This is a genomic window from Xanthomonas prunicola, from assembly GCF_025266575.1.
Taxonomy (GTDB): domain Bacteria; phylum Pseudomonadota; class Gammaproteobacteria; order Xanthomonadales; family Xanthomonadaceae; genus Xanthomonas; species Xanthomonas prunicola.
The window spans coordinates 4619786-4632813 of record NZ_CP096142.1; the positions used below are offsets into that span (position 1 = coordinate 4619786).

The 13028-nt window shown below is 65.2% G+C and carries 12 protein-coding genes and 1 tRNA gene; 8 read left to right on the forward strand and 5 right to left on the reverse strand.

Annotated features, from left to right (window positions below):
* Positions 1 to 90 precede the first annotated feature (90 nt).
* From M0D43_RS19775 to M0D43_RS19800, 6 genes are read left to right on the forward strand one after another with little or no spacing between them, the layout of a single operon-like run.
* Complete coding sequence (locus M0D43_RS19775; RefSeq protein WP_252162703.1) at positions 91 to 1122, forward strand: ketoacyl-ACP synthase III; 1032 nt, start codon at positions 91 to 93, stop codon at positions 1120 to 1122.
* Positions 1122 to 1970: an MBL fold metallo-hydrolase gene (locus M0D43_RS19780; RefSeq protein ID WP_252162704.1), complete on the forward strand. Its 849-nt coding sequence runs from the start codon at positions 1122 to 1124 to the stop codon at positions 1968 to 1970. Before M0D43_RS19775 ends, M0D43_RS19780 begins: the two co-directional genes overlap by 1 nt.
* Positions 1967 to 2926: an NAD-dependent epimerase/dehydratase family protein gene (locus tag M0D43_RS19785; protein WP_252162705.1), complete on the forward strand. Its 960-nt coding sequence runs from the start codon at positions 1967 to 1969 to the stop codon at positions 2924 to 2926. The genes M0D43_RS19780 and M0D43_RS19785 overlap by 4 nt, the downstream gene beginning before the upstream one ends.
* Positions 2917 to 4071 carry a glycosyltransferase family 2 protein gene (locus M0D43_RS19790; protein ID WP_252162706.1) on the forward strand — a complete coding sequence of 385 codons (1155 nt, stop codon included), beginning with the start codon at positions 2917 to 2919 and terminating at the stop codon, positions 4069 to 4071. The genes M0D43_RS19785 and M0D43_RS19790 overlap by 10 nt, the downstream gene beginning before the upstream one ends.
* Entirely contained in the window at positions 4061 to 4660 is a 600-nt protein-coding gene (locus M0D43_RS19795) for a hypothetical protein (RefSeq protein WP_252162707.1), read from the forward strand. Before M0D43_RS19790 ends, M0D43_RS19795 begins: the two co-directional genes overlap by 11 nt.
* The gene (locus M0D43_RS19800) at positions 4650 to 5921 is read left to right on the forward strand and encodes a glycosyltransferase (RefSeq protein WP_252162708.1); all 1272 of its coding nucleotides are present in this window, start codon (positions 4650 to 4652) and stop codon (positions 5919 to 5921) included. The genes M0D43_RS19795 and M0D43_RS19800 overlap by 11 nt, the downstream gene beginning before the upstream one ends.
* A 20-nt stretch (positions 5922 to 5941) precedes the next feature.
* Here the strand turns inward: M0D43_RS19800 and dxs are convergent, their stop codons facing one another.
* The 5 genes from dxs to M0D43_RS19825 all read right to left on the reverse strand — a co-directional run bounded on the left by dxs (position 5942) and on the right by M0D43_RS19825 (position 12178).
* Entirely contained in the window at positions 5942 to 7855 is a 1914-nt protein-coding gene (gene dxs / locus M0D43_RS19805) for a 1-deoxy-D-xylulose-5-phosphate synthase (protein WP_260808296.1), read from the reverse strand.
* A gap of 432 nt (positions 7856 to 8287) precedes the next feature.
* The gene (locus M0D43_RS19810) at positions 8288 to 8944 is read right to left on the reverse strand and encodes an HNH endonuclease (protein WP_104621445.1); all 657 of its coding nucleotides are present in this window, start codon (positions 8942 to 8944) and stop codon (positions 8288 to 8290) included.
* Positions 8945 to 9217: 273 nt separating this feature from the next.
* A complete protein-coding gene (locus tag M0D43_RS19815; protein WP_252162709.1) occupies positions 9218 to 11011 on the reverse strand; it encodes an acyl-CoA dehydrogenase C-terminal domain-containing protein in 1794 nt (597 codons plus the stop codon).
* A gap of 38 nt (positions 11012 to 11049) precedes the next feature.
* Positions 11050 to 11526 carry an LEA/WHy family protein gene (locus tag M0D43_RS19820; RefSeq protein WP_252162710.1) on the reverse strand — a complete coding sequence of 159 codons (477 nt, stop codon included), beginning with the start codon at positions 11524 to 11526 and terminating at the stop codon, positions 11050 to 11052.
* 115 nt (positions 11527 to 11641) lie between these two features.
* Positions 11642 to 12178, reverse strand: coding sequence for a lipocalin family protein (locus tag M0D43_RS19825; RefSeq protein WP_252162711.1), 537 nt, complete (start codon positions 12176 to 12178; stop codon positions 11642 to 11644).
* 180 nt (positions 12179 to 12358) lie between these two features.
* Between M0D43_RS19825 and M0D43_RS19830 the strand changes: the two genes are divergently transcribed.
* Both M0D43_RS19830 and M0D43_RS19835 read left to right on the forward strand, forming a co-directional pair.
* Positions 12359 to 12434: transfer RNA gene (locus M0D43_RS19830), tRNA-Phe, on the forward strand.
* Positions 12435 to 12681: 247 nt separating this feature from the next.
* Positions 12682 to 12957 carry a hypothetical protein gene (locus M0D43_RS19835; RefSeq protein WP_101363997.1) on the forward strand — a complete coding sequence of 92 codons (276 nt, stop codon included), beginning with the start codon at positions 12682 to 12684 and terminating at the stop codon, positions 12955 to 12957.
* Positions 12958 to 13028 lie beyond the last annotated feature (71 nt).

Sequence of the window (13028 nt, forward strand, 5' to 3'; positions counted from 1 at the left end):
CAGCGCGTCGGGCACGCGTCGATGGCATGCACTCTGGGTGGGGCATCGGCATACAAGGCGCAGGGTTAGGCCTGCCGATGCCGCCACGGTATGCTGCGCGCCTTCAGTCTTGAGAGTTCCGCGTTGAACGCATTGCCGCTGCGCATTCTGGGCACCGGGTGCCATCTTCCGGCGACGGAAGTGACCTCGCACCAATTGGACGCGCGCTGGCAGTTGCCGGCGGGTACCACGTTCGTGCGTCTGGGCGTGGAAACGCGCCATTACGTGGGCGAGGGCGAGACCGCATCGTCGATGGGTGCAGCCGCTGCACAACAGGCCTTGGACAGCGCCGGTCTGGACGCCAGTCAGATCGATTGCCTGATCTCCGCCTGCAGCGTCATGGAGCAGCCGATCCCGTGCCAAGCGGTGTTGATCCAACGCGCGCTCGGCCTCGGCGATTCCGGCATTCCCGCCTTCGATGTCAATGCCACCTGCCTGAGTTTTCTGGTGGCACTGGATATGGCGGCTAACGCACTGACGCTTGGCCGTTACCGGCGCGTGCTGATCGTCTCCAGCGAGGTCGCATCGGTCGGACTGGATGCGGCGACGCCGGCCACGGCCGGCTTGTTTGGCGATGGCGCAGCTGCAGTGGTGGTCGGACGCAGCGATGCAGAGCAAGGCTCGGCGCTGCTTTCCAGCCGCCTGGCAAGTTATGGCAGTGGCGCGGAGCTGTGCCGCATTCGCGGTGGCGGTACGCGGTATCCGCACGGCGAAGACAATGCGCCCGATGCCTCGCGCGTGTTCTGCATGGACGGACGGCGGGCCTACCGCTTCGCCGCGCGGCATCTGCCGGCGTTCTGGGAACAGCTGCTGCAGGAGGCCGGCACCACCACTGCAGCCTTGCGTTGCCTGGTCCCGCACCAGGCCTCCGGTGGCGGTCTGGATCATGTGGTGCAGACCTTGGAACTGCGCCCCGATCAGGTGGTGCGCATCCTGCAACGCACGGGTAATCAGGTCGCCGCTTCGTTGCCGCATGCGTTGCATCACGCACGTGTCGAACTCGGCCTGCAGCGCGGCGATCTGGTGGCGTTGCTCGGCACCGGCGCCGGGCTCGCCATCGGCGGCATGGTGTTGCGCTACTGATGCCGGTGCGCGTGTCGCTCGAACTGCTGCGCGTCGGCCACTGTCGCCATTGCGAACGCATGGTGCGTGCCGATGGCCATTGGCATGCGGTGGAATTCCCGGCATTGAGCGTGTTGATCCGGCATCCGCAGCGTGGCGCGCTGCTCTACGACACCGGTTATGCCACGCATTTTTTCCGCGCCACCGATCCCTGGCCGGAGCGTCTGTATCGCTGGACCACGCCAGTGCGCTTGCCCACCCACGAAACCCTGGGCGCACAGCTGACCAAGCGCGGCGTGGCGCTGGATGAGATTGCCTGGTGCCTGATCTCGCATTTCCATGCCGACCATGTCGGCGGTCTGCGCGATCTGCCGAATGCGCGCTTTCTCTGCCTGCGCGCGGACTATCAGCAGTTGCGCAGCTGTTCGCGCGTAGGCGGATTGCGTCGCGCCTTGCTACCGCAGTTGCTACCCGACGACTTCGACCAACGGCTGCAATTTGCCGACCAGGCACCGCAGCGTGTGTTGAGCGGAGCTTGGCAGACGCTCGGCCCGGCCTACGATCTGTTCGCAGACGGCAGCGTGCTCGCGGTACCGCTACCCGGGCACGTACCCGGCCAAATGGGGCTGTTGGTACGCGATCAGCACGACCGCGAGGTGTTGTTGTGTGCGGACGCCGTATGGTCGTCGGCCACCTGGGCAACGCTGCAATGGCCGGCTTGGCCCACACGTCTGCTGATGCACGATTGGCGCGCATTCCAGCGCACCGTGCATCACTTGCACGCGTTGTCGCAGGCGCATCCGGAGCTGGCGATCCTGCCGTCGCACTGCCAACCCAGCCTTGACCGTTATCAACCGGAGTGGCGATGAGCCTGCGCATTCTTGTGACCGGCGCGTCCGGCTTTGTCGGTGGTTCGTTCCTGCGGCGCTTTCAGGAATGGCCGGGTGTCGAGATTCACGGCATCGGCCGCCGCGCCAGCGATCTGCCCAACTACCACCGCATCGATCTGAGCCAACCGTTTTCACTCGATTGGCGGCCGGATGTGGTGATTCATGCGGCTGCGCTGGCATCGCCGTGGGGCACGCGTGCGCAGTTTCAGCTGCACAACGTGCAAGCCACCGCCAATGTCATCGATTTCTGCAAACGCAACGGCTGCCCACGCCTGCTGTATGTGTCGTCCAGCTCGGTGTTCTATCGCGAAGCGCATCAATACGATCTGGACGAAGACAGCCGGATCGGTCCGGCGTTCGTCAATACATACGCAGAAACCAAATATCTTGGCGAAACCCTGCTCGATGACTATCCCGGGGAAAAGAGCGTCTTGCGCCCGCGTGCCGTGTTCGGGCCCGGCGACACGGTGCTCTTCCCGCGCGTGATCGCCGCGGCACGCAAGGGCGTGTTGCCACGTTTCGTCGGCCAGACCCAGCCGGTGATCGGTGACCTGATCTATATCGATGCGCTGTGCGATTACCTGTACCGCGCGGCCACCGCGCCGCAGCTGCAGCCGGCCTACAACCTCACCAATGCGCAGCCGGTGGATCTGCAGCAGCTATTGCTGGATGTGTTGACGCGCCTGCGGCTGCCGTTGCCGCAGCGCGAAGTGCGGATCAGCACCGCGCTGCGCATGGCCAGCGTAGTGGAGGCGGTGTATCGCGTGCTGCATCTGCGTGGCGAACCGCCGATCACCCGCTTCGGCGTAGGCGTGTTCGCCTATTCCAAGACCTTCGACCCACGCCGCACGCTTGCCGATCTCGGCCCGCCCAGTGTCAGTCTGGACGAGGGCGTGGAGGCCTTCGTGCGCTGGCAGGCAGCGCAATGGAGCTGATCGTTCCGACCCTGGCCGTGCTGTATCTGGCCGTGCTGCTGGTCAAAACGGTTGCCGTGCTGTGGGTCATGCGTGGCGAACGCATTAGACCAGCGCCCATTGCCGTTGCAACACCGGCAGACGTGGCGATTCTGCAGCCCATTCTTGGTGGCGACGCGCATCTGCAAGAGGTGCTCACTGCCAACGTGCAGGCATCGCCGCAGGCGCACTTCATCTGGTTGCTGGACGCAGACGATGGTCCGGGAAACGCCGCTGCCGATGCAGTGATCGCGCAGCATCCGCAGGTGCAGATCGCACGCGTGCAGGTGCCTCCGGCGCCTGGCGGCATCAATCCCAAGGCGTGGAAACTCGATTACGCATTGCCGCACATCAATGCGCCGGTCAGCCTGATTCTCGACGACGATGCGCATCTCAGCAGCCGCGCGCTATCGCAGCTGTTGTGTGATCTAACCCATGCCGATGTGGTCACCGCATTGCCGTATTACTGCGACAGCGCCACGGTGGCGGGTCGCTTGTTGGCACAGTTCGTCAACAACAATGCCGCGCTGACGTATCTGGGTTGGCTACCGTTCGCAGCGCCGTTGACCATCAACGGCATGTGCTACGCCGTGCGTACCGAGCGACTTCGCAGCTGGGGTGGTTTTACTGCACTGCTGGAGCAACTGACCGACGATCTGGCGTTCGCCACCCTGGTGCGCGAGCGGGGCGGGCGACTCTGGCAATCCACCGCGCCGGTGGCGATGCGCACCGCGATACCGGATTTGCCTGCGTACGTGCGCCAGATGCATCGCTGGATGCTGTTCGCATCGATCCTGCTGCGCCGTCAGCGCCTGGGCGTGCGCAGCGCCATCGGCGTGTTGCAGGGGCTGCCGCCGGTGCTCCTGCTGGCCATGCTGATTTGCGCTTGCATGCAGTACAGCTGGCCGGCCGCACGCTCGTTGTCGATCGTCTTGCTGGTACGCGCGCTGCTGCTGTGCGGTGTGCAATGGCGCGTGTCCGGCGCAATGCGCCACTGCGTGTTGCTTTCGATCGTTGCCGAATGTCTGCAGCCGCTGCATCTGCTGCACGCAGCGCTGGTGCGCACGATTCGCTGGCGCACGCGGCGTTATCGCGTGTTGTCCAACGGGTGCTTCCGTGCGGAATGAGCCAGGCCCGCTGCAGATCGCCTTCCTCACCGGACAAAGCAATCCTTCATGTTGCGCTTTGAGTGCGGAGCAGGTGGCGTTTGTGCGGCAGCTGCAGGGCAAAGGCCGGCAGCTGGTGGATTGCAATTATCCGTACCGCCGCAACAGCGCGCCGCATCGGCGCACGCCGCTGTGGCGGGCCAGCGTGGCCAATGCGCGGCAGTATCTTGCGGCCCGCAATGCCCGTGTTGCCGATGCCGATCGCGCGCGTGTGCATGCGTTGCTCGAACAGGCGCCGATGACCCTGCTTCTTGCCGGTAGTTGCGGGCTGCAGTTGTTGAGCGCTTTGCAGTTGCCGGATGCGCTGCGTGCACGCCTGGCCGTTTTTGCATACGGCCCTGTGTGTCATGCGCCCTCAGCGTTCGGCCAGCTGCGCGTCGTGCAAGGGCGTGGCGACTGGATCTCGCGCGCGCTGTTCGGTGGGCGCGTGGATCTGAGGCCTGCATGCGGGCACATGGCGTACCTGCGCAACGCCGAGGTGCTTGCCGATTGCCAGCGCTTTCTTACCCAACTCGAACGGGCGCGATGGGACATAACGCATGCGGATTGATCTGATCGCACCACCTTACAGCGGCCATCTGCATCCCATCCTGGCGATTGCGCAGCAGCTTGCGGCGCAGCATGACGTGCGCGTCATCAGTACGCCGGCCGCGCAGGCGCGCATCCGTGCGTGTGGGCTCACCGCTGACAGTGTGCTGGATGCGCAGGCCGATCACGTGCTGCTGTCCATCGCCAACCCGCCGCATGCCGTGGGCCATAACCCCTTGCGTCTGCGTCGGCAGCTACACAGCGCGCTCGGTCTAATGGCGCAGCTCGGGCAAGCGCTACAACAGCGCTGGCGCGCGCGGCGGCCCGATCTGGTGATCGTCGACTTCACCTTGCCCAGTGCAGGACTGGTCGCACAGACGATGGGTATCGCGTGGTGGACCAGCATGCCGTCGCCGTGCGTGATCGAAAACACTGACGGGCCACCGGTGTACTTCGGTGGATTGCTGCCTGCGACCACGCCGTTGCAGCGGATCTGGCATGCAGTGGCGCGCCGGCTCACGCGCGGCTTCAAACGGACCTTGCACTTCTGCTATCGGCGCCAGATGCGCGCCTGCGGGCTGCCGGCCATTTATCGCAGCGATCGCAGTGAGGCGGTGTATTCGCCGCACTGCATCCTGGCCTTGGGCGTGCCGTCGTTCGAGCTAGCACAGCGTTGGCCTGCGGCAGTGCGCTTCGTCGGCCCACAACTCTGCACGCCGCCCTGCTCGGTGAGCGCGCCCAACTTCGTCGCCGGTCGCCGGCATGTACTGGTGACGCTTGGCACGCATCTGCAATGGGTCAAGCAGCGCATGGATGGCGTGTTGCGTGCGCTGGCGCCGCAGTTCCCCGAGGTGATCTTTCATTTCAGCGATGGCGACACCGCAGCGCCGCTGCAGCCAGGGCTGGGCAATTATCAACGGCTGCCGTACGTGGATTACGCGCAACACTTGCAGCGCTATGCACTGGTGATTCACCACGGTGGCGCAGGCATTCTGTATGCCTGCCTGGCCGCAGGATTGCCGGCGATTGTCTACCCGCTGGATTACGACCAGTTCGACCACGCTGCTCGCCTGCAGGTGGCAGGCGCTGCCTGGTGGTTGCGCGATCTGGACGGCCTACCGGCACTGTTGCGCGAGGCGCTCAGCGTTGATGAGGTGCCATTGGGCGTGCGTCACTTGCAGGCCGAGCTGCAGACGATCCAGTCGCAGGCGCGCATCGTGCAGTTGGTGGATGAGGTTGCGCGGACTGGCGCAGTGCCGCCGACCTCGAGCGGCACCGCGTAACGCGGAGCTGTCAGGCGTTGTCAGCCAGCCGCCGCATTCAAGGGCGGCTGGCTGGTCATGAGCTGCGGCCAGCGCTTGAACACCGCGGCGCGAATGCCGGCTTGGTCGATACCGGCCTCTGCAAGCAGGTCTTCGCGGCTAGCGTGGTGCTGGAAGCTGTCCGGCAGGCCCAGATGCAGCATCGGCAAGGTAACGGCTTCGGCATTGAGCAGTTCCGACACACCAGAACCGGCGCCACCGGCAACCACGTTGTCTTCGATGGTGACGAAGCCGGCGTGGGTCTTTGCCAGCTCCAGCAGCATCGCCTTGTCGAGCGGTTTGACGAAGCGCATGTTGACCACCGTCAGACCCAGTTCGCGGCCGACTGCTTCAGCCGCATCCACGGTCGCGCCGAAGCCGAGCAGGGCGATACGGGTGCCGCCGTGACGCAGCTGCGCCTTGCCGATCGGCAGGGTGGCGAGCGAGCTGTCCAATCCTGCGCCGGGGCCGGTGCCGCGTGGGTAGCGCACCGCCGCCGGGCCTTGGTACTGCACGCCGGTGCTCAGCATCTGACGGCATTCGGCCTCATCGGCCGGCGCCATCACCACCATATGCGGCACGCAGCGCAGGAAGCTCAGGTCCAGATTGCCGGCATGGGTCGCGCCATCCGGGCCGACCACGCCGCCGCGATCGATCGCAAACAGCACATCCAACTGCTGTACTGCCACGTCGTGCACCAGCTGGTCGTAGCCGCGCTGCAGGAAGGTGGAATAGATCGCCACCACTGGCTTGGCGCCCTGGGTCGCCATGCCTGCGGCCAGCGTCACCGCATGCTGCTCAGCAATCGCCACATCGAAATAGCGCTGCGGATATTCCTTGCTGAAACGCACCAGGCCCGAGCCTTCGCGCATCGCTGGGGTGATCACCAGCAGCTTCGGATCGGCAGCGGCCATGTCGCAGACCCAGTCGCTAAACACATCGGTATAGGTCGGCTTCTTGGCGCCGGCCTTGGCGACCAGGCCCTTGCTCGGGTCGAACGGGCCGACCGCGTGATAACCGATCTGATCGCCTTCGGCGAGCTCGTAGCCCTTCCCCTTGGTGGTGATGACATGCAGCAGCTGCGGGCCCTTGAGCGTTTGCAGGGTCTTCAGTGCACCGACCAGGCTGGGCAGGTCGTGGCCATCGATCGGGCCGGTGTAATGGAAGCCCATTTCCTCGAACAGCGTGGAGGGCACGAACATGCCTTTCCAGTGTTCTTCCCAGCGTCGCACGAAGCGCGCTGTGGGGTTGTTCTTCTTGTCGCCGAGGATCTTCTTGCCGCCTTCGCGGATGGCATTGAGCGTGCGGCTACCGCTGGCGCGGCCCAGCATCTTGGTCAGCCCGCCCACCGCTTCGGAGATCGACATGCGGTTGTCGTTGAGGATCACCAGCAGGTTCGGTTCCGGGTCCATGCCGCCGGCGTGGTTGAGCGCCTCGTAGACCATGCCGGCGGTCATCGCGCCGTCGCCGATGACCGCGACCACCTTGCGGTCGTCGCCATTGCGCTGCGCGGCGATGGCCATGCCGAGCGCAGCCGAGATCGAGGTCGACGAATGACCCACTCCGAAGGTGTCGTAGATGCTTTCTTCGCGCTTGGGAAACGGCGCCACGCCGTCCTTCTGCTTGACCGTGTGGATCTGGTCGCGCCGGCCGGTGAGGATCTTGTGGGGGTAGGTCTGATGCCCGACATCCCACACCAGCTGATCGACCGGGGTCTGGTACAGGTAGTGCAGGGCGACGGTGAGCTCGATCACGCCCAGGCCGGCCGCGAAGTGCCCGCCGCTCTTGCCCACCGACTCGATCAGATAGGAACGCAGTTCTTCGGCGATCGCGGCCAGCTCGGCTTCGTCGAAGCGGCGCAGGTCGTCGGGCGTCTGGATGCGGGACAGGCGCGGATAGCGGGTGGTGTCGATCATCATCGTGTCATTAATCTGAAGCCGTATTGTCCTCCCCATGCGAAGGCCGGGCAAGCAAACCGGTTCAGCTGTCGGCGGGAAGTGATGGGCACGCGCGCTGTTACGCCTGGGGCGCGTGACGCTCACGAGCGCCTGCGGCAATCTGCCGCACCGGGCGATGTGCCGATTGCGGCGTGTTTGCCTGGCGCACGACTGGTCCGCGCGCGTCGGCTGGCGGAAATGCCGACGCATCAGGGAAGGTATGTAGTTGATCGCCCTCGGACGGGTGTGGCGTCGTCTCGGACAGGTGGTGCATGGTGAAAGGACCGACGCTTTGCGAGTGGGGCAACGGCACGTACCGTCCAGGCTCCGCCACCCGCGGATGTCGTGGCGCTCATTGGAAGATTGTGCGCGCCGCTGCCAGCCAGGATCCGCGACGCGTGGCTCGCCGGCCTACAGCGAGAGCTTGGAGCGTTTGGGCAGTTGCGCGCGCAAGAATGCCATCTGATCGGACAGGATGTTGCGGTTGGACAGGATCAGATGCTCGATCCAGCTCGGCCGGTACGGCACTGCCAGCAGCGGCATATGCGCTTGTTGCGGAGTACGGTTGGCCTTGCGCGAGTTGCATTGGAAGCAGGCGGTCACCACGTTTTCCCAACTGTCGCGTCCGCCCTTGGAAACCGGCATGACGTGATCGCGGGTCAGGTGCGGGCGACTGAAATGCTGGCCGCAGTACATGCACAACTGCGAATCGCGTGCGAACAGGGCGGTGTTGCTGAGGGTGGGGGTCGGGTCCAGCGCGCGCGAACGGGCATGGCCGCGTGCGGCGATGATGGGGTGCAATTCCAGCGTGCTGCGCTCGCCGGTCAGCCGCGAGATGCCGCCGTGGATTTGCATGCAGGGCTCGCCCAGTGTCCACGACACCGCATCGCGGGCGTACAGGCAGGCAGCATCTTGCCAGTTGATCCAATCCAGCACGCGGCCGTGCGCATCGAGCGACAGTAGGCGAAGCGTAGGGAGTTGGTGGATCGCAGCGACAGCGCTGCCCGCGTCCGGGGCAGGGCTGCCTCCGGGGACGATCACATCACGAACGTGCGTGTCTGTCTCCATCGGGAAAACAGCTTATACCCGATCGTTGACAGTTTGTGTATCGCAGCGAACACCTGGTGCTGAAGCGTGTGTGCGTGGGCAAGGTGCGGCTGAAAGCAGGCGCCCTCACATGGCCGGCATCGATTCGGCCCATCGCCCCGCATGACTCGCCTCGCCTGCTGTGTAGGAGCGCGCTTGCGCGCGATCAGGCGTCATCGGCAACGCCTGATCGTGCGCAAGCGCGCTCCTGCAAGGCCAAGGCTCGTCGCTCGCAGAGAGCGGTCGAGGTGCGGCTCAGCCTTCGCCGAACAACTCCGCTTCCAGCGTCATCAGCGGTGCGGCGCCGCTGCGGATGGTGGCGGCATGGGTCAGCGTGCGCGGCAGGATGCGGGCGAAGTAGAAGCGCGCAGTCTCGCGCTTGGCACGCTTGAAGTCCTCGCCATGCGCCGATGCATCGGCCGCGGCCACGCTGCGTGCCCACCAATACGCCAGCACCACGTAGCCCGAATAAAACAGGTAGTCGTAGCTCGCAGCGCCGAGTTCGTCCGGGTTGCGCGCGGCGCGATCGAGCACATCGCGGGTCAGCATCGCCCATTCGCTGCACTTGTCGCGCAGCGGCTTGATGAACTCTGCCAGCGCCGCATTGCCGTCCTGCGCATTGGCGAAGATTTCCACATCGGCCAGGAACAGCTTCAGCCCGGCGGCCTGGCTGGCGGCAGTCTTGCGGCCGATCAGGTCCAGCGCCTGGATGCCGGTGGTGCCTTCGTAGATGGTGGTGATGCGCGCGTCGCGGGCCAGCTGCTCCATGCCGTATTCGCGGATGTAGCCGTGGCCGCCGAAGCACTGCAGCGCGTGGTAGGTGTTTTCGATCGACCATTCGGTCTGGCAAGCCTTGGAGATCGGGGTGAGGAAGCTCACCAGGGTCTCGGCATCGGCGCGTTCCTGTTCGCTGCCGCCGCGGTGGGCCACATCGACCAGGCTGGCTGCGTGCAGCGCCAGCAGGCGGCTGCCTTCGGTCAGCGATTTGATGGTCAGCAGCATGCGGCGCACGTCCGGGTGCACGATGATCGGGTCGGCCGGCTTGTCGGGGAACTTGGCGCCGCTGAGCGCGCGCGATTGCAGACGCTCGCGGGTGTAGCGCAGGGCGTTCTGATAGGCGCGCTCGGACAGTCCGATGCCTTGCAGGCCCACGCTCAGGCGCGCGGTGTTCATCATCGTAAACATGGCCTGCAGGCCTTTGTGCGGTTGGCCGACCAGATAGCCTTGTGCGCCTTCGAAGTTCATCACGCAGGTCACCGAGCCCTTGATGCCCATCTTGTGCTCGATGGAGCCGCAGTGCAGCGCGTTGCGCTCGCCCACGGTGCCGTCGCGGTCCACCTTGAACTTGGGGGTGACGAACAGCGAAATGCCCTTGGCACCGGCAGGCGCGTCGGGCAGCTTGGCCAGCACCAGGTGCACGATGTTGTCGGTGAGGTCGTGCTCGCCGGCGGTGATGAAGATCTTGGTGCCGGTGATGGCATAGCTGCCATCGGTGTTGGGTTCGGCGCGGGTCTTGAGCAAGCCCAAGTCGGTGCCGCAATGCGGCTCGGTCAGGCACATGGTGCCGGTCCAGCGGCCGTCGATCAGCGGCTTGAGGAACACGTCCTGCTGCCAGGTTTCGCCGTGCTGGCGCAGCGCTTCCATCGCACCATGCGACAGCAGCGGGAAGTTGCCCCAGGCCAGGTTGGCGGCATTGATCATTTCGCTCAGCGGCACGCCCAGCGTATGCGGCATGCCCTGGCCGCCGAATTGCGGTTCGGCAGTCAGGCCGTTCCAGCCGCCTTCCACGAACTGGTCGTAGGCAGCGCGGAAGCCGGGCGGGGTGGTCACCGCACGGGTGCTCTTGTCGAACGCGCAACCGATCTCGTCGCCTATGCTGTTAAGTGGCGCCAGCACCTGCGAGGTAAAGCGCCCAGCTTCTTCGAGCACGGCGTCGATGATGTCGGTGCTGGCATCGGCGTAGCCGAGCCTGGCGAACAAGGCGTGCGCGCCGAGCACGTCGTGCAGGGCGAAGCGGAAGTCCGTCAGTGGGGCGCTGTAGCTGCTCATGCGGGATCCTTGCAAAGAGGGTGCAGAAGGCGTGCGCGTTAGCGCAGCACGCCGTTGAGGCCGGGGGCCGGGCTGAGCGTATTGCGCGACTGCACCGCGAAATCGCGTTGTTTCTTGTCCTGCGGAGTAGCCCATACCGTGCCCTTGAGCGTGTACGGAAACGAGCGGCCGCCGGCCAGAACATCGGCCACGGTGATGCGGCCCAGCGAGGTCGGTTGCAGGGTGACGGTGACCACGTCGGCGGTTTCCGGGCCGATCGACATGCCGACTGCCTGGTCGAGCTTGCCGGCCAGTTGGTCTTCCGCGGAGATTTCCAGCGCCACGCGTTCGAACTGCATCGGAATGCTGCTGTAGTTTTGCAGCCGTAGGTCCACCGACCAGGAGCCATCGGCACGCACGGTCAGTTGCTGAATGCTGGCGGCCGGCTCGGATACCCGACGCACCGCGCCGCCGCAGGCGCTCAGCAGCAGCCCGCAGGCCAGCGACACAAGAAGAAGGCGATAGGCACGACGCATGTACTCGGGTCCTTGGCGGAATGAGGCGGTGCCAAGAATACTACGCAGTACGGTCGCTGCCCCTGAGCACGCGCGGCGTCGGTGGCGGCTCAGCGGGCTGGGTCGTGGACAAGCCTCACAACAACGGCGCGGCCACGATCAACGGTGATAGGTCGTAGCCCATCTCGGTCGCCTGCGCCTTAAGCCGTTCGAGCTGCGTGCGCTGCATCTGTGGCGAGCGCGACAGAATCCACAGGTATTTGCGATCCGGCTCGCCGACCACCGCCCATTGATACTCAGGGTCGAGCGCGATGACCCAATAGTCGGCCCACACCAGCGGTAACCAACCCAGCCATTCCGGCGCAAAGCGCACCTGTAACTGTCCCGGCTGGCCCTCGACCGGGCGCGCCACGCCGTCGGCCTGGGTCAGGTTGCCATCGGCGGTGCGGCAGCCATTGCGCACGCCGATCAAGCCATCGTCGCGCAAGGTGTAGCTGGCGGTAATGTCGCTGCGGCACTTCTTCTGGAACGACACCGGCAGGTGCGCAATCTCGTGCCACTGGCCGGCGTAGCGCGAGATATCCAGCTGCGGCACCGCACGCACCGGCTGTTGTGCAAACGCTGTCAGCGGCAGTAGGGCGATGAAGCACAACAGCAGGCGGGGCAGGCGCATCACAGTCTCCGGTGGACGCATGCAGGCTAGGTCATGCCCCCCGCCGCGCGGCGTGAACCGGTGCAAGAAACGCGGCGCCGACAGCGGGCAGCAACAAAGTTGGCCGCAGCGCTTGCCCAAACTGCGCCTGCTCGCTATAGTGCGCGTCCTCGCAACGCAGGCATCGTGTTGCAGGTAAGTGGCCGAGTAGCTCAGTTGGTAGAGCAGGGGATTGAAAATCCCCGTGTCGGCGGTTCGATTCCGTCCTCGGCCACCATTTCCAAGCCTTCGTTCGCAAGGCTTCCCGGGTATCACCGGATCCGTTGCTCCCTGTGACTCGCTCGATTGCACCCACGGTGCGCGTTGCTCGTGTTATGTGCGCGGTGGCAACGCTTGGCTAGTCGCGTGTGGACGCAGATTTGGGTGTCCGTTTGGCATGGCTGGGCATCTGCACAGCTCTGTGGTGCCGCGCGATGCAATCGATTTCCACGCCGTCTTCAACTGCGCGTGGCGATACTGTGCGCATGACGCACAAGACACTTCGACGCACCTTGATCCACGGCTACTGCGGTGAATTTCGCGTGGAGACCCTGGAAAGCCAGGCGCCTGGCGCGACGCAGTGGCTCTCGACCGCGTTTGTCTACCACCGCGACCGCGCCGCGCCCGTAGCCACGATCGAGGGTGCAGGGCAGGGGGAGTACCGTGGCGACGCGCGCGAGCAGGCGCTGCGCGTGGGCTCCTGTCTGGCTGAGTTTCTCGACCCCAAGGAATACCGCAGCTGCGCGCTGAAACGCAGTTGAGGACTCGCGAGCGTTTTGCGACTGAACTGCGTTTGTTGTGTGGCGGCGGAGCGCAACGGCCGCGCGAGCGG

What these genes read in the sequence shown, in the direction of transcription:
- M0D43_RS19775 (WP_252162703.1), top strand. Translation starts at nt 91, where the DNA reads ATGCTGCGCGCCTTCAGTCTTGAGAGTTCCGCGTTGAACGCATTGCCG.
- M0D43_RS19780 (WP_252162704.1), top strand. Translation starts at nt 1,122, where the DNA reads ATGCCGGTGCGCGTGTCGCTCGAACTGCTGCGCGTCGGCCACTGTCGC.
- M0D43_RS19785 (WP_252162705.1), top strand. Translation starts at nt 1,967, where the DNA reads ATGAGCCTGCGCATTCTTGTGACCGGCGCGTCCGGCTTTGTCGGTGGT.
- M0D43_RS19790 (WP_252162706.1), top strand. Translation starts at nt 2,917, where the DNA reads ATGGAGCTGATCGTTCCGACCCTGGCCGTGCTGTATCTGGCCGTGCTG.
- M0D43_RS19800 (WP_252162708.1), top strand. Translation starts at nt 4,650, where the DNA reads ATGCGGATTGATCTGATCGCACCACCTTACAGCGGCCATCTGCATCCC.
- dxs (WP_260808296.1), bottom strand. Translation starts at nt 7,855, where the DNA reads ATGATCGACACCACCCGCTATCCGCGCCTGTCCCGCATCCAGACGCCC.
- M0D43_RS19810 (WP_104621445.1), bottom strand. Translation starts at nt 8,944, where the DNA reads ATGGAGACAGACACGCACGTTCGTGATGTGATCGTCCCCGGAGGCAGC.
- M0D43_RS19815 (WP_252162709.1), bottom strand. Translation starts at nt 11,011, where the DNA reads ATGAGCAGCTACAGCGCCCCACTGACGGACTTCCGCTTCGCCCTGCAC.
- M0D43_RS19820 (WP_252162710.1), bottom strand. Translation starts at nt 11,526, where the DNA reads ATGCGTCGTGCCTATCGCCTTCTTCTTGTGTCGCTGGCCTGCGGGCTG.
- M0D43_RS19825 (WP_252162711.1), bottom strand. Translation starts at nt 12,178, where the DNA reads ATGCGCCTGCCCCGCCTGCTGTTGTGCTTCATCGCCCTACTGCCGCTG.
- M0D43_RS19835 (WP_101363997.1), top strand. Translation starts at nt 12,682, where the DNA reads ATGACGCACAAGACACTTCGACGCACCTTGATCCACGGCTACTGCGGT.